General features: G+C 69.7%; 24 protein-coding genes and 1 pseudogene. 15 read left to right on the forward strand and 10 right to left on the reverse strand.

The genetic code is table 11. The features are described from left to right. Positions 1 to 10 precede the first annotated feature (10 nt). The 5 genes from FHX68_RS09860 (at position 11) to FHX68_RS09875 (ending at position 4,481) form a co-directional block, all read left to right on the forward strand. On the forward strand, positions 11 to 370 hold the full coding sequence (locus tag FHX68_RS09860; RefSeq protein WP_051498747.1) for a heavy-metal-associated domain-containing protein: 360 nt from the start codon (positions 11 to 13) through the stop codon (positions 368 to 370). Then, a complete protein-coding gene (locus tag FHX68_RS09865) occupies positions 367 to 2,646 on the forward strand; it encodes a heavy metal translocating P-type ATPase (RefSeq protein ID WP_141381489.1) in 2,280 nt (759 codons plus the stop codon). Before FHX68_RS09860 ends, FHX68_RS09865 begins: the two co-directional genes overlap by 4 nt. Positions 2,647 to 2,671: 25 nt before the next feature. Beyond that, positions 2,672 to 2,989 (forward strand): YHS domain-containing protein, encoded by a 318-nt coding sequence (locus FHX68_RS09870; protein WP_141381490.1) that lies wholly within the window; start codon positions 2,672 to 2,674, stop codon positions 2,987 to 2,989. 101 nt (positions 2,990 to 3,090) lie between these two features. Then, on the forward strand, positions 3,091 to 3,921 hold the full coding sequence (locus FHX68_RS15920) for a hypothetical protein (RefSeq protein WP_229661649.1): 831 nt from the start codon (positions 3,091 to 3,093) through the stop codon (positions 3,919 to 3,921). Beyond that, a complete protein-coding gene (locus FHX68_RS09875) occupies positions 3,906 to 4,481 on the forward strand; it encodes an alpha/beta hydrolase (RefSeq protein ID WP_342353565.1) in 576 nt (191 codons plus the stop codon). Before FHX68_RS15920 ends, FHX68_RS09875 begins: the two co-directional genes overlap by 16 nt. A 28-nt stretch (positions 4,482 to 4,509) precedes the next feature. On the opposite strand, the gene lnt is transcribed toward FHX68_RS09875, so the two are convergent. Beyond that, positions 4,510 to 6,117, reverse strand: coding sequence for an apolipoprotein N-acyltransferase (gene lnt, locus FHX68_RS09880; protein ID WP_141381491.1), 1,608 nt, complete (start codon positions 6,115 to 6,117; stop codon positions 4,510 to 4,512). Then, positions 6,114 to 6,317, reverse strand: a complete 204-nt coding sequence (locus FHX68_RS09885; protein WP_188757045.1) for a hypothetical protein — start codon at positions 6,315 to 6,317, stop codon at positions 6,114 to 6,116. Before FHX68_RS09885 ends, lnt begins: the two co-directional genes overlap by 4 nt. Before the next feature lie 59 nt (positions 6,318 to 6,376). Between FHX68_RS09885 and FHX68_RS09890 the strand changes: the two genes are divergently transcribed. Beyond that, positions 6,377 to 7,605 (forward strand): IS3 family transposase gene (locus FHX68_RS09890; protein ID WP_425325863.1). Its coding sequence is split into 2 segments (ribosomal slippage): positions 6,377 to 6,676 and positions 6,679 to 7,605, totalling 1,227 coding nucleotides; the frame shifts between segments, so codons are not numbered across the junction. Here FHX68_RS09890 and FHX68_RS09895 read toward each other — a convergent pair. Beyond that, positions 7,574 to 7,966 (reverse strand): prolipoprotein diacylglyceryl transferase family protein, encoded by a 393-nt coding sequence (locus tag FHX68_RS09895; RefSeq protein ID WP_244926851.1) that lies wholly within the window; start codon positions 7,964 to 7,966, stop codon positions 7,574 to 7,576. The two genes, FHX68_RS09890 and FHX68_RS09895, sit on opposite strands and share 32 nt — an antisense overlap. Then, positions 7,966 to 8,208, reverse strand: a pseudogene (locus FHX68_RS09900) (M23 family metallopeptidase); the annotation flags it as partial. The pseudogene FHX68_RS09900 and the gene FHX68_RS09895, both read right to left, overlap by 1 nt. 71 nt (positions 8,209 to 8,279) lie before the next feature. Here FHX68_RS09900 and FHX68_RS09905 point away from each other — a divergent pair. Further along, positions 8,280 to 9,457, forward strand: a protein-coding gene (locus tag FHX68_RS09905; protein WP_141920053.1) for an IS3 family transposase whose coding sequence is annotated in 2 segments (ribosomal slippage) — positions 8,280 to 8,538 and positions 8,538 to 9,457 — 1,179 coding nt in all. Because the reading frame shifts where the segments join, the coding sequence is not laid out codon by codon here. Positions 9,458 to 10,312: 855 nt separating this feature from the next. Here FHX68_RS09905 and FHX68_RS09910 read toward each other — a convergent pair. Continuing rightward, entirely contained in the window at positions 10,313 to 10,777 is a 465-nt protein-coding gene (locus FHX68_RS09910; protein ID WP_141381437.1) for a DUF6153 family protein, read from the reverse strand. A 154-nt stretch (positions 10,778 to 10,931) separates the two neighbouring features. Here FHX68_RS09910 and FHX68_RS09915 point away from each other — a divergent pair, with 154 nt between their 5' ends. The 6 genes from FHX68_RS09915 to FHX68_RS09940 all read left to right on the forward strand — a co-directional run bounded on the left by FHX68_RS09915 (position 10,932) and on the right by FHX68_RS09940 (position 19,747). Continuing rightward, complete coding sequence (locus tag FHX68_RS09915; protein ID WP_141381438.1) at positions 10,932 to 11,402, forward strand: DUF6153 family protein; 471 nt, start codon at positions 10,932 to 10,934, stop codon at positions 11,400 to 11,402. Positions 11,403 to 11,502: 100 nt separating this feature from the next. Further along, on the forward strand, positions 11,503 to 12,117 hold the full coding sequence (locus FHX68_RS09920) for a DUF305 domain-containing protein (protein WP_141381439.1): 615 nt from the start codon (positions 11,503 to 11,505) through the stop codon (positions 12,115 to 12,117). A 117-nt stretch (positions 12,118 to 12,234) separates the two neighbouring features. Then, positions 12,235 to 13,095 (forward strand): F510_1955 family glycosylhydrolase, encoded by an 861-nt coding sequence (locus FHX68_RS09925; protein WP_141381440.1) that lies wholly within the window; start codon positions 12,235 to 12,237, stop codon positions 13,093 to 13,095. A 58-nt stretch (positions 13,096 to 13,153) separates the two neighbouring features. Then, a complete protein-coding gene (locus FHX68_RS09930) occupies positions 13,154 to 15,607 on the forward strand; it encodes a phosphoketolase family protein (RefSeq protein WP_141381441.1) in 2,454 nt (817 codons plus the stop codon). After that, positions 15,604 to 18,225, forward strand: coding sequence for a heavy metal translocating P-type ATPase (locus FHX68_RS09935; RefSeq protein WP_141381442.1), 2,622 nt, complete (start codon positions 15,604 to 15,606; stop codon positions 18,223 to 18,225). The genes FHX68_RS09930 and FHX68_RS09935 overlap by 4 nt, the downstream gene beginning before the upstream one ends. Further along, entirely contained in the window at positions 18,218 to 19,747 is a 1,530-nt protein-coding gene (locus FHX68_RS09940) for a multicopper oxidase family protein (protein WP_141381443.1), read from the forward strand. Before FHX68_RS09935 ends, FHX68_RS09940 begins: the two co-directional genes overlap by 8 nt. A 129-nt stretch (positions 19,748 to 19,876) precedes the next feature. Here FHX68_RS09940 and FHX68_RS09945 read toward each other — a convergent pair whose 3' ends face one another. Continuing rightward, positions 19,877 to 20,581: a DDE-type integrase/transposase/recombinase gene (locus tag FHX68_RS09945; RefSeq protein WP_141920192.1), complete on the reverse strand. Its 705-nt coding sequence runs from the start codon at positions 20,579 to 20,581 to the stop codon at positions 19,877 to 19,879. A 6-nt stretch (positions 20,582 to 20,587) separates the two neighbouring features. Between FHX68_RS09945 and FHX68_RS09950 the strand changes: the two genes are divergently transcribed. Beyond that, entirely contained in the window at positions 20,588 to 21,679 is a 1,092-nt protein-coding gene (locus FHX68_RS09950; RefSeq protein WP_141381114.1) for a hypothetical protein, read from the forward strand. A gap of 218 nt (positions 21,680 to 21,897) precedes the next feature. On the opposite strand, the gene FHX68_RS09955 is transcribed toward FHX68_RS09950, so the two are convergent. The 4 genes from FHX68_RS09955 to FHX68_RS09965 are packed head-to-tail and all read right to left on the reverse strand — an operon-like array spanning position 21,898 to position 23,890. Continuing rightward, a complete protein-coding gene (locus FHX68_RS09955; protein ID WP_141381113.1) occupies positions 21,898 to 22,206 on the reverse strand; it encodes a hypothetical protein in 309 nt (102 codons plus the stop codon). A gap of 1 nt (position 22,207) precedes the next feature. Further along, positions 22,208 to 22,420, reverse strand: a complete 213-nt coding sequence (locus tag FHX68_RS09960; RefSeq protein WP_170214269.1) for a ParB family protein — start codon at positions 22,418 to 22,420, stop codon at positions 22,208 to 22,210. Positions 22,421 to 22,465: 45 nt separating this feature from the next. Next, positions 22,466 to 22,618, reverse strand: a complete 153-nt coding sequence (locus tag FHX68_RS15225; protein WP_170214268.1) for a hypothetical protein — start codon at positions 22,616 to 22,618, stop codon at positions 22,466 to 22,468. 24 nt (positions 22,619 to 22,642) lie between these two features. Continuing rightward, entirely contained in the window at positions 22,643 to 23,890 is a 1,248-nt protein-coding gene (locus FHX68_RS09965) for an FAD-dependent monooxygenase (protein WP_141381112.1), read from the reverse strand. Between the two features lie 113 nt (positions 23,891 to 24,003). Here FHX68_RS09965 and FHX68_RS09970 point away from each other — a divergent pair, with 113 nt between their 5' ends. After that, positions 24,004 to 24,267 carry a TetR/AcrR family transcriptional regulator C-terminal domain-containing protein gene (locus tag FHX68_RS09970; protein WP_170219060.1) on the forward strand — a complete coding sequence of 88 codons (264 nt, stop codon included), beginning with the start codon at positions 24,004 to 24,006 and terminating at the stop codon, positions 24,265 to 24,267. The last annotated feature ends 49 nt before the right edge of the window (positions 24,268 to 24,316 follow it).

Below are 24,316 nucleotides of genomic sequence, written 5' to 3' on the forward strand. Positions count from 1 at the left end.
GGAGCACATCATGACCGGACAGGGATTCCAGGACCTCGGCCTGCAGGCGACCAGCACCGGCGGTGGCTGCGCCTGTTGCAGCCCCACCTCCCACGCCACGGCAGCCACCGACACCGGCGCACCGGCGCAGCAGACGGCGGCGGGCGAGACCGTGTCGGCGCAGTTCCTGGTGGAGGGGATGACCTGCGCGCACTGCGTGCGTAGCGTCACCGAGGAGGTCTCCGCGATCGACGGTGTCTCCGACGTCGCGGTCGATCTGCACGCCGGTGGCGTGTCCACGGTGACGGTGTCCAGCGCGACGCCGGTGGATGCGGAGCGGGTGCGGGCGGCGGTGGAGGAGGCCGGGTACAGCCTCGCCGCAGCCTCATGAGCACGCTGGACGTCGATCTCGACATCACCGGGATGACCTGCGCGTCGTGCGCGACGCGGGTCGAGCGGAAGCTGAACAAGCTGCCCGGGGTGGCGGCGACGGTCAACTTCGCCACCGAGAAGGCCCGCGTGCACTCGGAGGCCCCGGTGCCGGTGGAGGAGCTGATCGCGGCGGTCGAGCAGGCCGGGTACGGAGCGAGCCTCCCAGCCCCGCCTGTGCCCGACACGGCTGAGCAGACCATCCCGCGGGACGATGAGCTGGCGTCGCTGCGGCAGCGGCTGATCGTCTCGGCGGTGCTGGCGGTGCCGGTCGCGGTGCTGTCGATGATCCCCGCCCTGCAGTTCACCTACTGGCAGTGGCTCACGCTCACCCTGGCCGCGCCGGTGGTGGTGTGGGGGGCGTGGCCGTTCCACCGCGCCGCGGCGATCAATGCCCGGCACGGGGCGGCGACGATGGACACTCTGATCAGCGTCGGGGTGCTGGCCGCGTTCGGCTGGTCGCTGTACGCGCTGTTCTTCGGCGGTGCGGGGATGCCGGGAATGCGGATGAGCGTCACCTTCGTCGGCACCCCGCAGGCCGGTGGCCACGAGGTGTACCTGGAGGTCGCCGCGCTGGTGACCGTGTTCATCCTCCTCGGCCGCTACCTCGAGGTTCGTGCCAAGCGGCAGTCCGGCGAGGCCCTGCGCGCCCTGCTGGAGCTCGGCGCCAAGGACGCAGTGATCCTCCGCGAAGGCACTGAGCAGCGCGTCCCCGTCGCACAGCTCGTTCCGGGTGATGTCGTGGTGGTGCGGCCGGGTGAGAAGATCCCCGCCGACGGCCTCGTCACCGAGGGAATGTCCGCGGTGGACGAGTCGATGCTGACCGGCGAGTCCGTGCCGGTCGAAGTCGCCCCCGGCTCCCGCGTGGTCGGCGCGACTGTGAACACCGGCGGGCGCCTGCTCGTGCAGATCACCCGCGTCGGCGCCGACACCGAGCTGGCCCGGATGGCGCGGCTGGTCGAGGAGGCGCAGACCGGCAAGGCCCAGGTGCAGCGCCTCGCCGACCGGGTGTCGGCCGTCTTCGTCCCCATCGTCATTGTCCTCGCCCTGGCCGCGTTCGCCGGGTGGCTGATCGCGGGGGCGCCCTTGGAGGTCGCCTTCACCGCCGCGGTGACCACCCTGATCATCGCCTGCCCGTGCGCGCTGGGGCTGGCGACGCCGACCGCTCTGCTGGTCGGCACCGGCCGCGGCGCCCAGCTGGGCATCCTCATCCGCGGACCCCAGGTGCTCGAGCAGACCCGCCGCATCGACACCGTCGTGCTCGACAAGACCGGCACCATCACCGCCGGCACCATGACCGTCACCGGCATCCACCCCGCTCCCGGCACCGATGAGGCGGAGCTGATCCGGTTCGCCGCGGCGCTCGAGCACGGCTCCGAGCACCCCATCGGCCGCGCCATCACCGCCGCAGCCGACGGCCCGACGGATGCCGTGGAGTCATTCGCCGCCGAGGCCGGTCAAGGCGTGCAGGGCATCGTCGACGGCCGGATGGTCGCCGCGGGCCGCGCCTCCTGGATCACCACCCAGTGGTCCCTCCCCATCCCCTCAGGCCTCGCCGCGACCATCGCGGCGGACGAGGCGGCGGGGGCGACGGTGACGGTGGTGGCGTGGGACGGGCAGGTGCGCGGGGCGATCAGCGTCGCCGACACCATCAAACCCACCAGCCGTGAGGCGGTCGCACGGCTCCGGGAGCTCGGGTTGACCCCGATCCTGCTCACCGGCGACAACCCCGGCGCCGCCCGCGCGATCGCCAACCAGGCCGGGATCGAGGACGTCCGCGCCGGGGTCACCCCGCAGGGCAAGCTCGACACCATCCGCGACCTGCAGGCCGCGGGCCGGGTGGTCGCGATGGTCGGCGACGGCGTCAACGACGCCGCAGCCCTCGCCGCCGCCGACCTCGGGATCGCGATGGGCACCGGCACCGACGCGGCCATCACCGCCGCGGACCTGACCATCGTCTCCGGCGACCTGATGCTGGTCCCGGACGCGATCCGGCTGGCCCGCCGCACCCTGGGCACGATCAAGGGGAACCTGTTCTGGGCGTTCGCGTACAACGTCGCCGCGATCCCGGTCGCGATGCTCGCCCTGCTCAACCCCATCCTCGCCGCCGCGGCAATGGCGTTCAGCAGCGTGTTCGTCGTCACCAACAGCCTCCGCCTGCGCCGCTTTCGCCCCCTGCCCACCCCAACCCGTGCCGGCGCCCCCGCCACCCGAGAGCCCGCGCCCGTCCAGGCCTAACCATCGCTCGAGAAGGAGACACACCATGTCCCACGACCACGACCACGACCACGACCACGACCACGACCACTCCGGGCACGACCACACGCACGGGCACGACCATGGAGGACACGAGCATGGTGCGCACGAGCATGGTGCGCACGAGCATCACCATCACGAGCCGCCGGCGGGGGCGACGAACCTGGTGACCTGTCCGGTGATGCCCGGCAACCAGGTCGACCCGGCCTGGGCCGAGCAGCGCGGCCTGTTCCGCGACTACCAGGGCAGCCGGTACTGGTTCTGCTGCGCCGAGTGCGGGCCGCTGTTCGACGCCGACCCGGCCCGCTACGCGCACGCCGCCTGACCGGCCAGATAACCCGGTCGGAGATAGAGGGTGGACACGGCGGTCGGGCTGGTGCAGGCGTACCTGCGGGTCAACGGCTACTTCACCGTCGCCGAATACCCGTGCTGGACGCCACCGGTCCCGGCGGTCCCCGCACCATCACCGACCTGGACATCCTCGCCGTACGGCTGCACCGCGCACCGGGAGCGTCCGGGACCGTCGACGCACCGCTGGACCCGGCCCTGGGTGCCGGGGGCGGAGCGGACATGATCGTCGGCGAGGTCAAGGAAGGCCGCCCGCACCCCAACCCGGCGATGCGGGACCCGGCCGTGCTGGAAGCCGCGTTCACCCGGTTCGGGTGCTGCGCCCCGACCGATGCCGCCCGGCTGGTCGCCGAACTGCTGGAAACGGGACGGACGGTGGCGCCGGAAGCGCGCACGATCCGCACGGTCGTGTTCGGCAACCCCACCTCCCCGCCCGGGGCGGGGGCGCCGTGGCACACCGTCCCGTTCGCCCGGGTGCTGCGCTACCTCGAAGACCACCTGAGCGCGCACTGGGGCATCCTCGGCCGCACCCAGATCAAGGACGACACCCTCGCCCTGCTGGCCCTGCGGGAGAAGGCCCACCGCGCCGCGACCGGCGCCTCCCGCCAGGGCACGGACCGGTGGGCGGGTCATGGCGGGGAGCGTGTGCACACGCAGGGGGAGCCGGTGTGGGTGCGCACCCGTGACGGGCGCGCCCCTTATGCGATGGTGCTGCCGGGTCCCGCCGGGCCCCCGGGGTGCCGACGGTGGTGTTCGAGGCGGGATCGGCGGCGACCCGCTCCACCTGGGCGTCGGTGCAGACCCGGGTCGCCGCGTTCACGCGGGCCGTGGTGTATGACCGGGCGGGGCTGGGTCGGTCCGTCCCGGATAGTGCAGGGCGCACCCTGGACCGGATGGCCGACGACCTGAACGATCTGCTGGACGGCCTCGAGCCGAGCAGCGGGTTCGTGCAGGTGGGGCATTCCGCGGGCGGGCCGATGGTGCTGGTGGATCCGACCGACGAGGCAGCGACCCAGCAGTTCGGTGTGCCGTTCCGGGTCGGGGAGAAGATCGTGATCGCCGTGGAGTGGGTGCTGGCACGGGTGGGGTTGCTGGAGCGGTTCTTCCGGTTCCTCGGGGAGGGGATGCCCGAGGATGTGCGGGCGGATCTTCACCGGGAGGCGTTCCGGCCCGCGGTGGTGGTCACCCAGGGTCGGCAGGCGCGCACGTTCCTCACCGAGCTGCACGCCTGGCGCGGCGACCCGCCGGTGCTGCCCGATGTCCCGGTCACCGTCATCTCCGGCAGTCTCGCGGACGGGATGCCGCGACGGGTCCGGGATGCCGCGACCGCCGCCGGGCGGTATCGGGCCGCACAGTCCCGGCAGGGCCGGCACGTGGTCGCTGCCCGCTCCGGCCACTACATCCCCGCCACAGAATCGGACCTGATCGCTGCGGAGATCCGCCGCCTCGTCCTCCCGCCCGTCGGATAGCCCCGGGTTGTCTGGCGGGCATGCATGGTCAGGCCACGGCAGGGGGGCGTCGCCGCCGGGCGATCGCACCGGTGAGGGCGAGACCACCCAGCCCACCCCACAGGGTGACAGTGGAAACGCCTTGCCCGATGAGGACGGCGGGGGTGAGCCCGGCGCGCAGGTCGGTGTCGGCGATCATCGCCCCGGCCTGTCCGGCGGGCAGACCGGTGAGGGTGCTGCCGTCGGGGCGGATGATCTGGCTGGTGCCGACGGTGGAGACGTTCACCACGGTGCGGCCGGTCTCCGCCGCGCGGATTCTGGCGACCGCGAGCTGCTGCAGGTTCTCGTCCGTGCCGCGGAAGTCGGCATTGTTGGTCTGGAACACCAGCAGCTCCGCGCCGGCGGTGACGCTCTCGGCGATGACTTCGTCGTAGATCACGTCGAAGCAGATCGCCAACCCCACCGGCACGCTGCCGACGGTGACCACGGGCAGGTCGGTGCCGTGCGCGTAGTCGCGTTGCAGCAGCCCGACCAGGTCGGGAGCGAGCAGGGTGTAGAACGCCCGGTCGGGCACGTACTCGCCGAACGGCACCGGGTGGCGTTTCGCGTGCGTCTGCGTCTGCTCCCGCCGCGGCGTGGCACCGGTGGTGGCCGGGTCCCACAGGAACGACGTGTTGTAGATGTTGCCACCCGACGTGGTGGCCGCGTTCGCCAGCAGCGGGGCCCCTGCCCGGGTGCTGATGCCGCTGAGGTACTCCGCCAGCCACGGGGTCTGGAACGGGTCAGCATCCAGCCCTTCCGGCCACACCACCAGATCCACATCCGCGTCGAGCACCGGGCCGGTCGCGTCTCCCTGCGCCCGGGCGATCGCCCCCACGGTGCGCTGGTCGAAGTACCCGGACGGGCCGTTGCCTTGCACCGCCCCGACCCGCATCGTCCCGGCCGGTGTGGTGGGAAACGCCGGGACGAGGACCAACACCAGGGCGGTCACGGCGGGTACGGCAGCGGGCAGCGGGCGACGCCACAAGCCGGTCCGGATGGCTTCGATCGCGGCGGCGACGGTGAAAACCATCAGGAAGGTGAGCCCGCTCACCCCGACCCAGGACACCGTCTGAACGAGGGGGCTGTCGGCTTGGGTGATCCCGAGCCGCGCCCACGGCAGCCCCCCGTACGGCCAGGCGCCCAGCAGCACCTCCCGGCCCGTCCACAACGCGGCCACCAGGCCCGGCAGCAGCAGCAGGCGTCCGACCGGGCCGGGGACGGCGCGCGGCACCCACCGGTACGCGAGTGCCAGCGGGATGATCTCGACCGCGGTCAGGGTCCCTTCCACCACGGTCAGTGCCGCCCACGGCACCGGCCCGAGATACCGGGTCGTCCAGGACACCAGCAGCCCGAAGAACAGCAACCCGAACGCCGCCCCGACCGCCACCGCCCCCCACACGCTCCGGCCGATCAGGGCGAGAAGCAGCAGCCCGGTCGCGGCGAACGCGGCCGGCCAGAACCCCACCTCCGGGTAGGCGAGATCCATCAGCACCGCCGCGGCCGCCGCGACCGGCAACGCCACCGCCAACGGCATCACCGCCCGGGCACGGCGGTTCGGCGGGGTGGGTTGGGGGTGCCCGTGCGGGTCCTGGAGGGTCGTCGGGGTGGCGGTCATGGCCGGTCCGCGATGGTGCGGGCGATCACGGCGGCGTCCCGGGACACCCCGGCGAGGGTGTCCGCTCCGGGGCGGCTGTGGGCGGGGATCCCGGCGACGAACAAGCCCGGCAGCCCGGTCATCGCCGGGCGGGACCGGGCTGCGGTCGCCTCGGCGGGGAGCCAGTCGTCGCCGGGGTCGTACCCGGTGGCGAGGATCACCGAGTCCGGGGCGAGGGTGGGAATGCTGAAGCTTTGGTTGACTCTGGGACTGCTTTGATTTGAAGGATCGGGGCGGGAAGGATGAAGTCAGGCCGGTGAAGTTTTCGGAGGAGTTCAAGCGCGACGCGGTCGCTCTGGTGCTCACGCAGGGAATGTCGCAGAAGCAGGTCTGCGCGGATATGGGGATCTCGAAGTCGGCGTTGCAGGCGTGGGTGCGTAACGTCGAGCTGGCCGGCCGCGGGATCGCGCCGGCGGCGTCGAGCGATCGGGACGGGCAGCGTGAGCAGGCGAAGATGCTCAAGCGGATCCGCGAGTTGGAGATGGAGAACGAGATCCTCCGGAAGGCCGCGGCGTATCTTTCGCAAGCGAACCTTCGGATCGGTGCTGCGTCCCCAAAATAGTGTTCCCGCTCGTCCGTGAACTGGCTGCGGCCGGCGCCCCCGTGAGGGTGTCGGTCGCGGTGGCGTGCAGGGTCCTCGGCTTCTCCAAGCAGGCGTACTACCAGTGGCTGGCCAATCCGGTCAGCGATCGCGACTGGGACGAGGCGCATCTGATCAACGCTGCCCGGGACGTGTGGGATGAGGACCGTTGTCAGGGGTACCGGCTCATCTCCGACGAACTCGTCGACGACGGCTGGCAGGTGTCTGAGCGTCGCGTGTGGCGGGTGTGCTCGCAGGAGGGCATGTTCTCGGCCGCGCACCGCCGCAAGGGCTCTCGGAAGCATCGCCGGCCGGGTCCTGCCGTGCATGACGACCATGTCAGACGTGACTTCACCGCCGACCGGCCCAACGAGTTGTGGCTCACCGACATCACCGAACACCGAACCGGTGAGGGCAAGGTGTACTTGTGCGCGGTCAAGGACGTGTTCAGCAACCGGATCGTGGGCTACTCGATCAGCGACCGGATGAAGGCCCGACTGGCCGTTGACGCGCTCACCGACGCGTTCCACCGGCGCGGTAAGCCAGCCGGGGTGACGGTGCATTCCGATAGAGGCAGTCAATTTCGAAGCCGTAGATTCCGGCGTGCCCTTCGACACTTCGGGCTGCGCGGATCGATGGGCAGAGTCGGCGCGTGCGCGGACAACGCGGCCATGGAGAACTGGTTCAGTCTGCTGCAGAAGAACGTCCTCAACCAGCAGCAGTGGACCACCCGTGACGAGCTTCGCCTCGCGATCGTGTACTGGATCGAGGCACGCTACCACCGATGCCGCCGTCAACGAAGACTCGGGAAGTTGACGCCCATCGAGTTCGAGACCATCATGAAACACCCCGCCTGCCTGGCGGGATAAGGAAACGAGTCAACCAAAGGCTCAGCATTCCCATCGCACCGAAGATCGCGATCCCGCCCTCCCAGATGTAGAGCACCCGCCACAGGTCCGCGCCAGGGAAGAAGTAGTCGCCCGGATGGGTGAGCACATGGTAGATCCGGGCGCCGAGGATCCCGAACGGCACCGCCCACATCGCCACATCCACCACGACCCCGGCCGGGTGCCCGACCGGCCGCAACCGACGGCCGGTGATCAGCACCGCCAGCACGATCCCGGCCAGGATCGCCAGCGCGTAGAACCGGATCTGGAACGGCCCGACCTGCACGAAGCTGATCCCCGGGCTCGGGATCAGCGCCGGAGCCACAATGAGGAGTGCGTCCATCAGGGCCTCACCCTCGCCGGGAGCCACGCCAGCGGGTCCACCGCTTCGCCTCCGGTGCGGATCTCGAAGTGCAGGTGTGCGCCGAAGCTGCGTCCACTGTCCCCGACCCGGCCGACCAGTTGCCCCACCCGCACGGTCTGTCCCGGGGTCAGGGCGAGGGACCCTTCCCGCATGTGCGCGTACGCGCTTTCCACGACCTGCCCGTCGATCTCGTGCCGGATCACCACGTACACCCCGTACGCGCCGCCCTGCTCCGTCTGGGGTGTGACACTTCTTGTAGACGGTCGTTACCAGGAAGGAACGACAGGCAGAGATGTCTACGAATCGCAGGAAGTTCACTGAGGAGTTCAAGGCCGACGCGGTCCAGCTCGTCGTGCAGGGCGGCCGCCCGATCGCGCAGGTCGCGCGGGAGTTGGAGATCAACGAGAGCTCGCTCGGGTACTGGGTGAAGGCGTATCGGGCCCAGCACCCCGACCCGGAGACGGCGCCGCCACCGGTGGAGGCCGCGCGGATCGCACGGTTGGAAGCGGAGAACCGGCGGCTCGCGGAGGAGAACGCGTTCTTGAAAAAAGCCGCGGCCTTCTTCGCGAAGGAGCAGCGGTGAGCGAGAAGTTCACGCTGATGCACGCGGAGAAGGCCACCTTCACGATCGAGCTGATGGCGCGCCTGCTCAGCGTCTCACGCGCCGGCTACTACGCGTGGGCGAAGCGGCGGGACACGATCCCGCCGACCACGGCGCGGAGGGTGTGGCTGTCTGGTGTGATCACGCAGATCCACGACGACTCGCACGGGGTGAACGGGTTCCGGCGGGTGCTCGCCGAATTGTCTCGCCGCGGGATCGCCGCGTCGGAGGGTCTGGTCCGCAAGATCATGCGGGAGGCGGGGATCTTCGGGATCCAGCCCCGCTCCAAGAAGCGCACCACGATCCCCGCCGACGACGTGGTGACCCGCCCCGATCTGCTCAAGCGGGACTTCACCGCCGACCGGCCCGGGGTCCGCTTCGTCGGCGACATCACCTACCTGCGCACCGGGGAAGGGTGGCTGTATCTGGCGACGGTGATCGACCTGTTCAACCGTGAGGTCGTGGGCTGGTCGATGGCTGAGCACATGCGCACCGAGCTGATCGGCGACGCCCTCACGATGGCCCATACCCACGGGCGCATCGAGTCGGGCGCTCTGTTCCACTCGGACCGCGGAAGCCAGTACACCTCTGACGAGTACGCCAAGCTCGCGGGCCGTTTCGGGGTGCGGTTGTCGGTGGGAAGGACCGGGGTGTGCTGGGACAACTCGGTCGCCGAATCGTGGTTCTCGATGCTCAAGAACGAGATGTACTACCGGCAGTCCTTCGCGACCCGGCGGCGAGCGAGATTCGCCGTGATGCAGTACATAGAGGTGTTCTACAACCGCCGCCGGCTGCACTCCACCCTCGGCTACCGCACCCCCGCCGAGACCCGGGCCGCCTACTACGCCCAGACCGCAACCGCGGCCTGAAATCCACAAAGAGATCGTCTACGAAGCTTGACACAGCCCAGTGGCGGTGGTGACCACCCCGTCGGCGATCGCCTGGATCGGGGTGCCGATCCCGGGGGTCATGTCCAGTCCGGCATGGAAATTTGAGCAGGACGGGCATGGCGGGGTGCGGTACCCGAACGTGCTGCTGATCGGCACTCCCACGGTGAACGGCCACTGCACCGCCGATGCCGGGTCGTTGGTGAACGTGTCCGCGGTGTGCGCGTACGACTCGGTCCCGACGGGGGGGTCACCGCCACCGTGTAGTCCCCGCGCACCATCACCGTCCCGGTGACGGTGTCGGGGGTGGTGAACGACTGGGCGCGCACCGGGGTGCGGGTCGCCTCGACGGCGAACACCGGCTCCGGCGTCAACGGGATCAGCAACGGCAGTCCGGCGATCGACGCGTCCGTGAGTATCACCGCGCCGGCGAGCATCCGGGATCGGGTGAGCGTGCGGCGCGGCGCGTGTCGAGGTGTCCGGGCGGCACGGGTGGGCCGACGGCGTCGATCGCGTCGCGTCTGGACGGGTGGGGAAGACAGGGCGGCTCTCGCCGCACGGCGCGTCCCGGTACCGGGAGTCGGGGAGGAGGGGGCGGGTTCGGGCATACAAGACTTTCCTGGATGAGGGGGACGATGAAGGTGCGCACGGTCGCCACCGCCGTCACACGGTCCAACCGGGAGCCGCGGCCCGGAGTGCACGGCGAGAATCCGGGATCGGATCACCCATGGCGCTGCCGCAGACGGGTCGCGCTCGCCTGCGGGCCGCACATCGTGGACCGTCGGCGACATCACGCGCCGGCGGCGGCTCAGGCGGCGGGCGCGGGCGGGGTGCTGATCAGGTGCGGCTGATCGACAGCACGATCAGGGAGGGTCGCAGAAGAGGCGACCCGGACGTGAACGAGCCCGGCCTGCCCGGGAGGGATCGCAGCCACGCCAGCAGCGACATCCACCCGTCCCGGGCCGGGAGCACCAGGATGAGCAGGGTCAGCAACGCGAGCAGACACGTCACGGCAGCGAAAGCATGAGACGTCCCGCAGACCGTCTCATCGCACGAGGGGGTCGCCACCCCGCTGACCAGGACATCAGCGGCGGCATCGGGGGCCGCAACGACTGCGGAGGTGGACACGACAGTGCCCGCCTGGCCCTCTTCCAGACTCAGTGAATGCATCGCAAGCAGCCCCGCGATGATCGCGGTCACCGCGGCCAGGTAGAACCACAGGGCACGCCGGGACCCGAGTGCCCGCCGTCGTGCCACCACCTGGTTCACCGTCGACGCCCCTTCCTCGATCACGCCCAGCATACCCCGGGCGGGTAGCCATCCCCGAAGCGATACCCATCCTGGATACCCCGGATGGGTATATGCTGAGTGGTAGGGGGCACCCGCTCCGTGCGTGGTGTTCTGACCGTGTCGCGGAGGCAGGGCACCGCTACCCTGGACGGGAAGGAGGTCGGTCGTGAACGTGATTCGCTCGCACGCGCGTCTGACCCCCGGGGTGCGACGGCTCCTGCTGGCCGCTCCGATCGCCCTGGCGATCATCACCGGGCTGCTGTCCATGCACATCCTGACCGGTTCCCACCAGCCCGCCCTGGCATCAGAGACCAGCGCGATGAGCACGCACAGCCAGGTCGGCTCCGCACCAGCCGCCGCCGACGATACGCCGATGACCGCAGCTGCGGCGGAGGGCGCTGGGGGGCATTGCCAGGACGGGTGCGGCAGCCCTGCGGGGATGCCGGATCACTCGATGCTGATGATGATGTGCGTGCTGGCGCTGCTGGCCGCGGTGATCGTCCTGCTCGCCCCGACGTCCCGTGCCCTTCTCGCATACGCCGTAGCCCGCTCGCGCTCCCATACCCGGACTCTGCTGGCCGGATTGCCGCATCCCCGCCCGCCTTCACTGCTTGTCCTGTCCATCAGTCGCACCTGATTCCGCCTGAACCCCGGCGACCCTTGCCGGGGATGCTGCACTCTGCCCTCCCGGGCACTGAATCAGACCCTCACCGACTGAATAGACAAGGACACCCCTGATGCGTTTTCGTACTCTCACGCTGACCGCTGGCGCCCTGGCCACCGTGCTCGTGCTCGCTGGCTGCGCCCCCACCGACGGCACCATGCCCGGCATGGACCACGGCTCCGGGGGGATGACCAGCACCGCCCCGTCCCAGTCCGCCGCCGCGTTCAACGCCGCGGACGAGATGTTCGTGACGATGATGATCCCGCACCACCAGCAGGCCATCGAGATGGCCGATCAGATCCTCGCGAAAGACGGCATCGACGAGCGGGTCGTCTCCCTCGCCGAGCAGATCAAGGCCGCACAGGACCCGGAGATCCAGACCATGAAGGGCTGGCTTCAGGAGTGGGGCGTCCCGTACGACGACTCCATGTCCGGGATGGAGGGCATGGACATGGGCGGCGGGATGATGTCGGAGGACGACATGGCCGCTTTGGATGCCGCGACCGGGGTCGAGGCGACCCGCCTGTTCCTGAACGGCATGATCGCTCACCATCAGGGCGCCGTGACGATGGCGCAGTCGGTGCTCACCGACGGGCAGAACACGGACGTGGCCGCCCTCGCGCAGCAGATCATCGACGGGCAGACCGCCGAGATCACCACGATGCAGGACATCCTCGCCAGCCTCTGACCCGGTACCCCTCGGACCGGACCCGCGCTCCCGATGCCGGTCCCGTCCGAGGCCCCACCCTCGACCCCTGTGCGGTCACCGGTATCCGGCGTACCCGCACGGAAAGGCTCTCCGTTCATGATCTCTCCCACCACCCGCAGACTGGCGATCACGGCCACCGTCACCGTCGCGCTGCTGCTCACGGGCTGCAGCACCACCCCTGCGGAGCCCGATGCCCCCGCGAGCACCGCGGCCGGGTTCGGGCATGTGCACGGCATCGTCGACGCCGGTGACGGCACCGTGCTGCTGGGCACCCACACCGGCCTGTACACGCTGGGCGAGGACGGCACCGTCACCGGCCCGGTCGGTGGCATCGACCTGGACGCGATGGGACTGACCGCTACCGGTGACACCCTCTACGCGTCCGGGCACCCCGGCCCGTCCACCCCGGCGGAGCTCGGCGCCCCCAACCTCGGCATCATCCGCAGCCTCGACGCCGGCGCCTCGTGGGAACCGGTCGCGTTCACCGGGGAAGAGGACTTCCACGTCCTCACCGTCACCGGCGACGGCACCCTGTACGGGATCGGATCCTCCCGCCCGCTGCTGCGCACCAGCAGCGACGGCGGGCAGAGTTGGGCGGACGGTGCCGAGCTGCCCGCCGTCGACCTGGCCGCCGCGACCGACGGCACCCTGTACGCCGCCACCCAGGACGGGCTGCAGCACAGCACCGACGGTGGCGCCACCTTCACCCCGGCGCCGGACGCGCCAGTGCTGTACCTGGTGGAGACCGACCCAACCGGTGGGGTGGTCGGAGTGGACACCGACGGGACGTTGCGACGCCTAGTCGGCACCGGCTGGGAGAACGTCGGCACCACCACGGGAACCGTCCAAGCCCTCGGGGTCACCGGGGACGGTGCGGTCGTCCTGGTCGATGACCGCGGCGTGGTCTGGATCCGCGACACCACCGCCACCGTTCTCATCCCGGCGGCAACACCATGACCCCCGTCATTCGCACCTGGCGCGACCCGAGCGGCCGCGGATCGGAAGGAGACCGACCATGACCCCCACACCGGCACCCCCCGCGTGGGCGCACCGCACCACTGATGCCACCGTCGAGCAGTTGGCGGCGGTGGATGCGTGGTGGCGGGCGGCGAACTATCTGAGCATCGGCCAGATCTACCTGCAGGGTAACCCGCTGCTGCGCCACCGCCTCAGCCGGGACGATATCAAGCCGCGGCTGCTGGGCCATTGGGGCACCACCCCGGGCCTGAACTTCCTCTACGCCCACCTGAACCGTGCCATCCGCGACCGCGACCTGAACACCCTGTACGTGACCGGGCCCGGGCACGGCGGACCCGGCATGGTCGCCAACGCCTACCTGGACGGCACCTACACCGAACGCTACCCGGGCATCGACCGCACCGAAGAGGGGCTGCGGGCGTTGTTCCGGCAGTTCTCCTTCCCCGGCGGGATCCCCTCGCACGCGTCCCCGGAGACGCCGGGGTCGATCAACGAGGGCGGCGAGCTCGGCTACTCCCTGGTGCACGCCTACGGGGCGGCGTTCGACAACCCGGATCTGCTGGTCGCCTGTGTGATCGGCGACGGGGAGGCGGAGACCGGGCCGTTGGCGACCGCGTGGCACGGCAACAAGTTCCTCAACCCCGCCGCGGACGGGGTGGTGCTGCCGATCCTGCACCTGAACGGGTACAAGATCGCCAACCCGACGGTGCTGTCCCGCATCCCCGAGGACGAGCTGGTCGCGCTGCTGCGCGGCTACGGCCACGAGCCGTTCGTGGTCACCGTCGGCTTCGACGGCGAGGACCCGCGGGAGCCCCACGCCCGGTTCGCCGGCGTGCTGGACGAGGTGCTGGACCGGATCGCGGACATCAAGACCGCCGCGGCGGCCGGCACCCTGGAGGGCCGGCCGGCGTGGCCGGCGATCGTGCTGCGCAGCCCGAAAGGCTGGACCTGCCCGCCGGTGATCGACGGGCTCCCCGTGGAGGGCACCTGGCGGTCCCACCAGGTGCCGCTCGCCGAGGTCCGCGACAATCCCGAGCACCTGCGGATCCTCGAGGACTGGCTGGCGTCCTACCGCCCGCACGAGCTGTTCGACGTGATCGGCGCCCCACGCCCGACCACGGTCGCGATCGCCCCGGACGGGGATCGGCGGATGAGCGCGAACCCGGCCGGCAACGGCGGACAACTCACCGTCCCGCTGCGGCTCCCGGACTTCCGCGAGCACGCCCACCCCGTCGACCCCGCCGCGCGCGGGGCGTCGACCGGCGAAGCGACCCGGACATTGGGGGATTGGCTGGCGGGGGTGATCCGGGACAACCCGGACAACTTCCGCATCTTCGGCCCGGACGAGACCGCCTCCAACCGACTCGCCCCACCCGTCTACCAGGCCACCGGCAAGCAGTGGAACGCGGCCGTGGAGCCCGTCGACGAGCACCTGGCCCCGACCGGGCGGGTGATGGAGGTGCTCAGCGAGCACCAGTGCCAGGGCTGGCTCGAGGGCTACGTCCTGACCGGCCGACACGGCCTGTTCAACTGCTACGAGGCATTCACCCACATCGTCGACTCGATGTTCAACCAGCACGCCAAATGGCTCGAAGCGGCCCGGGAGGTGTCGTGGCGGGACCCGATCCCGAGCTTCAACTACCTGCTCTCCAGCCACGTCTGGCGGCAGGACCACAACGGGTTCTCCCACCAGGACCCCGGGTTCATCGACCTCGCCCTGAACAAGAGCCCCGACATCGTCCGCGTCTACCTCCCGTTCGACGCGAACACACTGCTGTCCACCTACGACCACTGCCTCCGCTCCACCGGGTACCTCAACGTCGTCGTCGCCGGGAAGCAGCCCGCCCCGCAGTGGCTCACGATGGACGAGGCGATCGAGCACTGCACCCGCGGGCTGGGCATCCTGCCGTGGGCGGGCACCGAAACCGAAGGCACCGAGCCGGATGTGGTGCTCGCCGCCGCCGGCGACGTCCCCACCCTCGAGACCCTCGCGGCGGCGGCGCTGCTGCGCGAGCACGTCCCCGACCTGAGAGTGCGGGTGGTGAACGTAGTCGACCTGACCCGGCTGCAATCCGAGGACCAGCACCCGCACGGGCTGCCGGACCGGGAGTTCGATGCGATCTTCACCCCCGACAAGCCGGTGATCTTCGCCTACCACGGCTACCCGTGGCTGATCCACCGACTCACCTACAACCGCGCCGGACACCAGAACCTGCACGTGCACGGCTTCCAGGAGCGCGGCACCACCACGACCCCGTTCGACATGGTCATGCTCAACGACCTCGACCGGTACCGGCTGGCGATCGACGTCCTCGACCACGTCCCGGGCCTCGCCGCCCGCCACGCGGAGCTGCGGCAGGAGCTGCAGGACGCCCGCCTGCATGCCCGCGCCCACACCCGTGAGCACGGCACCGACATCCCCGCCGTCGCCGACTGGCACTGGCCCCACCCCGACACCACCGACCCCGCCATCGGGAAGGAACCGAAATGAGTGACACCAGAACCGTGACCCTGCAGGTCAGCGGCATGATCCGCGCGACCTCCAAGAACGTCACCGAAGCCCACCTGGGCCGACAACCCGGGGTGATCGCCGTGGACGCGAACCCGGTCTCGCAGACCGCGACCGTCACCTACGACCCCGAGACCACCTCGGTAGCGCACCTGCAGCAGTGGGTCATCGACTGCGGGTATCACTGCGCCGGCCAGTCCGTCCCCGACCATATCTGCGACCCCGCGCACGTCCCGCACGACGAGGGTGCGCACGACCACAGCGCCCACCACGGCCCCGCAGCTGAGGGCGCACAAGAACCGCACGCGAGTCACGACGCGCACGAGGGCCACACGGATGCCACGGGTCACGCCAGCCACGCGGGCCATGAGGGTCCTGCGGGCTATCACGACGACCCCGTCCACGATCACGCCGCTGGCCACGACCACACGCACGCCCCGTCGGCGACGGCGGATGACGGTGAGCAAGCCGGTCACCACGTCGAGCACGCCGGTCACACCGCGGCCGCGGGTGGGCACGATCATGGTGCAGCGTCGGGTCACAGTGCGCAGGAGATGATGGGCCACGGTGGGCACCACGGCGGGATGTCGATGGACGCGATGATCCGCGACATGCGCAACCGGTTCCTGGTCACGCTGATCCTGTCGATCCCGATCACCCTATGGTCTCCGATCGGGCGGGAGGTGATCGGATTCGAGGTGCCGGCCCCGTTCGGGCTGCGCGATGACGTGTTCATGCTGATCCTGTCGCTGCCGGTGATCTTCTACTCCGCGTGGATCTTCTTCGACGGCGCCTACCGGGCGCTGCGCGCGAAGACCCTCGACATGATGGTGCTCGTCGCGGTCGGAGTCGGCGCCGGCTGGCTGTACTCCCTCGCGGTCACCCTCACCGGCGGCGGTGAAGTGTTCTACGAAGCCGCCACGGTGCTTGCCACCTTCGTGCTGCTGGGGCATTGGGTGGAGATGCGCGCCCGCGGCGGCGCGAACGACGCCATCCGCACCCTGCTGGAGCTCGCGCCCTCGCAGGCGGTCGTGATCCGTGACGGGCAGGAGGTCGAGATCCCCACCAGCGAGGTCGTCCCGGGGGATCTGATGCTGGTGCGGCCGGGGGCGAAGATCCCCACCGACGGTGTCGTGGAATCCGGAGAGTCCGAGGTGGACGAGTCGATGGTCACCGGCGAGTCCATGCCGGTGGACAAAGCGCCCGGGTCGGAGGTGATCGGAGCGACCGTGAACACCGTCGGCACCCTCCGCGTCACAGCCACCAAAGTCGGGTCGGACACGGCGTTGGCGCAGATCGTGAAGCTCGTGCAGGAGGCGCAGAACTCCAAAGCCCCCGGGCAGCGCCTCGCTGACCGGGCAGCGTTCTGGCTGGTCCTGGTCGCCCTGATCGGCGGCACCCTCACCTTCCTGGTGTGGCTGCTCGCCGGCGCTGCGGTGCCGATGGCGATCCTGTTCGCCATCACCGTCGTCGTCATCACCTGCCCCGACGCCCTCGGATTGGCGACGCCGACCGCGATCATGGTCGGCACCGGGCTCGGTGCCAAGCGCGGTGTGTTGTTCAAGAACGCCGCCGGGATCGAAACCGCCGCCCGCATCGACACGGTCGTGTTCGACAAGACCGGCACCCTCACCAAGGGGGAGCCGGAGGTCACCGACTACATCCCCGTCGGCGGCGACGACCTCGAGACCCTCTCCCTCGCGGTCGCGTTGGAGCGGGAATCCGAGCATCCTCTGGCGAAAGCGATCGTGAATTACGCCGACGCCCGCGGCATCCCCCGTCGCACCGCGACCGCGTTCCGAAACGTCACCGGGCAGGGCGCGATCGCCACCGTCGACGGTCGACAGGTCGTCCTCGGCAACCCGCGCCTTCTCACCGGGGAGGGGATCGACATCAGCGGGGTGCAGGCCGCTCAGCAGGACCTGGCTGGGTCCGGCCGCACCGCGATCCTGTTCGCCGTGGACGGGCAAGTCGCCGGGATCATCGGTCTCGCCGACGCGCCCCGGGACACCGCAAAGACCGCGATCGACGCTCTCCACGAGCAGGGCGTCGAGGTCGCGATGCTCACCGGGGACAACAAGCCCACCGCCGACCGGATCGCCGCTCTCCTCGGCATCGACACCGTGATCGCGGATGTGCTCCCCGAGGACAAGTCCGCGAAGGTCGCCGAGCTGCAGAAGACGGGCAAGAAGGTCGCGATGGTCGGCGACGGCGTCAACGACGCCCCCGCCCTCGCCCAGGCCGACCTCGGCATCGCGATCGGCGCCGGCACCGACGTCGCCATCGAGACCGCCGACGTGGTCCTGATGCGCTCGGACCCGCTCGATGTTGCGATCGCACTCAAGATCGGCAAGGGCACACTGCGAAAGATGCGGCAGAACCTGGGCTGGGCCATCGGATACAACGCCGCCGCCCTCCCCATCGCCGCCGGCGTGTTCTACCCGGCGTTCGGGATCATGCTGTCCCCGGAGATCGCCGCCCTGTCGATGTCCGGTTCCTCCGTGATCGTCGCCGTCAACGCCCTCCTCCTCAAGCGGCTCCGCCTGCCCGCCCAGGCGCCCGCTGCGACGACCATGCAGGAGGAGCCCGAACATGCCTGACCGTCCGCTCTCTCCCACACCGTCCTCCCCGATGCTGCTGACCCGACGAGGTGTGCTCGGACTCGGACTGGGCGCCGTCGCGGCAGCCGTGCTCGCCTCCTGCACCCCTGCGCCGCAATGGGTGACACCCACCGGCGCAGCGGTGTCCGGCACGGAGAAGAACCGCGGCGGCACCGGCCGAGTCACCACCGTCGACCTCACCGCCGCCCCCACCACGCTCGACCTGGCCGGTACCGCCGCCGCCACCTGGGCGTTCGGAGGTATCCCGGCCCCGGTAATCCGGCTCACCGCAGGCGACACGCTGAAAGCGACCGTCCGCAACCAGCTCGACGCGGACACCTCCGTGCACTGGCACGGACTCGCCCTCCGCAACGACATGGATGGGGTCCCTCCGGTCACCCAAGCCCCCATCGCCCCGGGCGGACAGTTCGCATACGAGTTCGTCACCCCGCATCCGGGCACCTACTGGTTCCACCCCCACGTCGGCCCGCAACTGGACCACGGCCTCTACGGTGCGCTCATCATCGACGACCCGGACGAGAAGGTGACGTGGGACGACGAATGGGTGCTGATCCTCGACGACTGGCTCGACGGCGTCACCGCCACCCCGGACCAGGTCCTCACCGACCTCTCGAAGGGCATGGGAGACATGGGCGGGATGGGCGACATGTTCATGCGGATGGGGAACCTGCTGATGGGTGCCACCTCCGACCTGCTCGGCGGCGACGCCGGCGACGTCTACTACCCGCACTACCTCATCAACGGCAAATCCAAAGCCGACCCCGCCCAATTCACCGGCACTCCTGGTGCCCGGGTGCGGATCCGTGTCATCAACGCCGGTAGCGACACCGCGTTCCGGTTCGCGATCGGCGGCCACACCCTGACGATCACCCACACCGACGGGTTCCCGGTGGATCCTGTCGAGGTCGACAGTGTCCTGATCGGGATGGGCGAACGCTACGACCTGCAGGTCACCCTGGACGATGGGGTGTTCCCTGTCGTCGCCGACGCGGAAGGCAAGCAGGATCGCGCGTTCGCGCTCGTTCGCACCGCCGCTGGCACGGCTCCGGCCAGCGACGTCCCCGTCGCCGAGCTCGGCACCGGCAGGGTTGGCACCGCTGCCGGGCTGAGCGCGACCGCCTCCGTCACCCTGCACCAGGCATCCCCCGACCGGGTCGTGCACCTCGCGCTGACCGGGGGGATGGAGGCGTACGACTGGGGGATCAATGGGCGCCGGTTCGACATGAACGACCCGTTGCGGGACGCGCACGCGATCAGTAGTGGGGAGCGGGTGCAGTTGCGGATCCGCAATGACACCGAGATGTGGCATCCGTTCCACCTGCACGGCCACACCTACCAGCACGCGAACGGCGGCCCCCGGAAGGACACCTCCATCATCCTCCCGGGCCAGACCCTGACAGTCGACTTCGACGCCGACAACCCCGGCCAGTGGGTCGCGCACTGCCACAACATCTACCACGCCGAGACCGGCATGACCACGGTGCTCGGATACCAGTCATGAACCGCGCGTTCACCCCCAGCACGGGAGGATGATCGCGCGGGCGATCGGACGGCGGCGGCGGACGTCAAGTCTAAGTGGACTTCCTACTCTTATGTAGGGATCTGCCATTTCGCGCGGAATCCTGCTGTGTCAAGCTGCGTGGAGTCGCTCGGGCTCGGCTTTGGCATCGTCGGTCGGCTTGGGGAGGTTGATGCCGACGATGTCGGCGGGTGCGGGCGTGTGGGGCGGTCGACGGAATCGCTCGGGATGCTTGTCGTAGTACGCCTGCTGGGTCGCGTCGCGTCGGTTCCAGGCGTGGTGCCAGGTGCCGTCGTGGACCTCGTTCGGGCTGAACAGGGCGATGCCGGAGTGCTTGTGGTTCTGGTTGTACCAGGGGACGTACCACTCGACGTAGGCGCGCGCCTGTTCGATGGTCGCGAAGGTGCCGGGATAGTTCGGCCGGTACTTCATTGTCCGGAACTCCGATTCGGAGAACGGGTTGTCGTTGCTCACCCGGGGCCGGTTGTGTGTCTGCGTGACGCCGAGCTCACTGAGGAAGTCCTTGAGCGCTCCGGAGCGCATCGCAGGGCCGGAGTCAGCGTGGACGGCGTCGGGTATCCCATGCCGACCGAACGCGTCCTCGAACATCTCGACGGCGAGGTCGTCGACTTCGCGTTCCTCGACGCGGCAGCCGACGAGCTTGCGGGAGAAGATATCGATGATCGAGTACGCCTTGAACGCGACGCCGCGCCACGGGGTGCGCAGGTCGGTGATGTCCCAGCTCCAGACCTGTCCCGGACGGACTGCAGGACCTGCCGGGTCAGTCCCGTCAGCAGCCCGTTCGTTGCCTACCATGGAGCGGTGACTGCTGAGCGTTGCCGATCCACCGACGATCCTGCCGAACCCCTTTCCGATGCCGAGCTGCTCATCGGCCTGGTGGTCTCACCATCCCTGAGTGCGGTGCTCGGCCCCGAGGTCACCACCTCGGTGCGCAAGATTTTGGTGCAGCGGTATCCGGGAGTGCGCTGGCAACTGAAGATGGCCGAAGACCGGCTGGTCGGTCCACCCGCCGAGACCTTGGACCTGCTGGAGGCGGCCCGAAACCGCGTGCTGGAGGAGAACTGGGATTTGGCCGTGGTGCTCACCGAGATCCCCCTGAAGACCGGCCGACGTCCGGTGCTCACCCAGCTCAGCCCCGTGCACGGGGTGGGACTGGTCTCCGTCCCAGCCCTGGGAGCCGTGCACGTGCGGCAGAAGGTGCAAGAGACCACCGTGCACGTGGTCGGGCAACTCCTGGGCTACGACGCCGAAGACCTCAACGCCCAGCGGGATCTTGCTCGAAGAGCCCACCAGCTGTCCACCGATCTCGACGAACGCCTGGACGACAACGTCGTGCAGTTCACGGCCCGAGTGCTGAGCGGCAACGTGCGGTTGCTGCTGGGCATGATCCGCGCCAACCAGCCTTGGGCCTTCGTGGCCCGGCTCTCCCGGGCGATGGTCGTGGCAGCGGCCACCGGCATGGTGACATTGGTGGCCTCGGACCTATGGGTACTGGCCATGACCTACGGGCCGGTGCGCCTGGTCCTGCTGGCGGTGATGGCGATCGGGGCGGTGAGTGCCACCCTGATCCTGGGAGCCGACTTGTGGGAGCGCCCACGGCGGCGAGCCCAACGTGAGCAGGTGATCCTGTTCAATTTGGCCACCACCGCGACCGTGGCCATCGGGGTTGTGGTGTTCTACCTCGTCTTATTCATCCTGTCCTGGGTCGGCGCGCTGCTGCTCATCGACGAGCAGGCACTGGCCGGTATCGCCGGTCACCCAGTGAACGCTTTGGACTACGCGAAGATCAGCTGGCTCACCGCCAGCCTGGCCACCGTGGGCGGAGCAATAGGAGCTGGACTGGAGGACGAAGATGTGGTGCGCGCCGCTGCCTACACCCGGTCCAGCACCTGACACAGCCCCAGCACAGAAGAAACTGAAACATCTACGCGTTGATGCCACGTTGAATCGCCCTGGGTTTCGTTCCGTTCCTTTATCGAGAGGATGGGAACATGCCCGCGAAGTATCCGCAATCGTTCAAGGACCGTGCGGTCCGGATGGTGCTGGACAGGCTCGAGGCCGATGAGGGGCCTTGACCCCGGATCGTGGACACGGTGTCCTTGATTTCGCCATCAGTCATGGGCTTCTCCGTTTTCGGCCTCGTCGTTCCTCACCCTGCGGCGAGCAGCTCTGTTGGCGTCGAGTTGTCGCTCTATGTCGTCTCGGATCGCGCGCGCGCGCTCAGCCTCGGCGCGAAGCCGCGGCGCATCGCTGTCACTATCTGGGAGCTGGTTGTAGCTAATCCGGTCATCTTCCTCCTCGGCCGCGTGCTCCATGCGCCCGGCCCATTCGTCGCGAGCGTTGACGACGATCGCGTAGTCCTCAGCGTCGGCCAGGTCGAGTAACACGGGGTCGAACGACTGCGCAGGCTTCTTGTTCACATCACTCCCCCATCGGTCGACCCTGGGGCAGTTCTCGAGCCCGGACGGGTGGGAACGGCTTGCCGTTGTCGTACTTCGCTTCCAGCCGCTCGACTTCCTTCATCGCGGCTCCACTGAGGAACTGCGACAGGCTGCGCACGCCCTCGTAGGGGATCGTGTGCATGATCGCGCCGCGGATGCGGTCGGTGTCCTCCTGCTCCTGGTAGAACGACACCTTTGGCGGGTACTTGGTGCGCTTCTTCGGCGCAGCCGCCTGCGCCTATGTGACGCTTTCTGCGGGCCTGGCTTGTGCGGCGGGCGCGGGTGCGGCGGTTCGAGCCTCCTGGGCCGGCTCAGGCGCCGGAGGCGCGGCCACGCCGATGATGGCGAGGATGGTGACGATGTCGAACAGGGCGGTGGCGAGGGTATCCATGGGTGATCCTTTCCGTGCGAGGGGTCAGCGGGCGTTTGCGACGGGCGCGTCGTAGCGGGGGAGCTCGATGGCCTCGGATCTGTCGAGCATGCGCGCCACGAGCTGCTTCATCGGCCAGTGGTGCATGAACCGGGCGGTGAGCACGCGCATCCGCAGCATGAACCGGCTGCGCGGCAGGAAGCCGTCGGCGCCGCCGGGAGGAAGCGTGTGCGCGGCCTTCACGAGCGGGCGCATGATCTCCTCGTAGCGCCGGACCGCCGCGGTGTGGTCGACTCCGCCGCCGTCGGATGCCGGGCCGCGGTCGCATGCCCGGGCGCCGTCGGATGCCGGGGCGGCGTCGAGTGCGACCTCGCGGGCGAGTTCCCCCGCGAGCACGTACGCGCCGACGAGCGCGAGACTCGTGCCCATGCCGGTGAGCGGCGAGCCGCAGTACCCGGCGTCGCCCAGGAGCGCGACGCGTCCCGTCGTCCAGGCATCCATGTGCACCTGACTCACCGTGTCGAGGTGGAACTCCGGGTCGGCGTCGGCGGCGGCGAGAAGCTCGGGCGCACGCCACCCCATGCCCGCGACGACCGTGTCGGCGGCGACGCTTCTGGCTCGGCACGTCGCGCCGGTCGACGTCGACCCCGTCGGCGGCGAACGCCAGCATCGCCTTCGCGGTGCCGCCCCGCTCGGGGCGCAGCCCAGCATGCGACCGGGCTGGTTGCACATCTCGAACCAGTCGTCGAGCGGGCCGGCGTCGGGCACGGTGCAGTCGCCGAGATGGAGCCCGAGGTGGGTGACGAAACCGGACTCCGGTCCGAAGGCGAGCGCGCGCACGCCGGAATGGATGCCATCGGCGCCGACCACCAGGTCGTAGGTGCGGACGGCGCCGCTCCGGAAGGTGACCTCGACGCCGTCAGGTGTCTCGTCGAGCGCGCTGATGCGGTCGCCGTAGACGATGTCGGTCTGCCCGGCGATGAGCTCGTGCAGGATGACGGTGAGGTCGCCTTTCATGATCTCGAGCTCGGTGACGGGGCTGCCGTCGCCGGTGAAGAGGTCGGCCGGCATGGTCGCAAGCTCTCGACCGTCGCGGTCGACGTAGCGGAGGCCCTTCTCGGGCACGAGCAGTTCGCGGACGCGCGGCAGGATCCCCATCCGCTCGGCGACGATCTCGCCGAGTCCGTGCAGGTCGACGGCCTGGCCGCCGAGCCGCAGCGTCGTCGCCTGTTCGACGATCGTCGATCGGATGCCGTGGGTGCCGAGCCAGTAGGCGAGGGCCGGACCGGCGATTCCGCCGGCTCACGCGTCCCCAGCTCGTGCCGCACGGCCTGCGCTACACCGAGTGGGCTGTGCAGGCGTTGGCGCCGCTGGGCCTCGACCTTCGGTAGATGATGCACATCTGCGTGCTGATCTTCAGCCACACGAAGGGGCTCGCGAACGACATCGCCGCGGAGTCGGAGCAGCAGCAGGACACCGGTCTCACCGCGGACGAGTTCATGTCGACCCGCGCCGGCGACATGGCGGCGCTGATCACGTCGGAGAACCTGCCGATGCTCTCGGCGCTCGTGCGCAGCGACGACTTCGACCTCGACCTCGATGAGCTGTTCGAGTTCGGTCTGCAGCGTCTGCTCGACGGTCTCGAAGGATGGCTCGCCGCGCGCGGGTGACGGCGGTTCGTGCGCTGAGGTCGGCGTCTCGTCGGGCGTGAATGCCCCG

The sequence above is a fragment of the Microbacterium lacticum genome (genome assembly GCF_006716815.1).
In the GTDB taxonomy this organism is placed as follows: Bacteria; Actinomycetota; Actinomycetes; order Actinomycetales; family Microbacteriaceae; genus Microbacterium; species Microbacterium lacticum.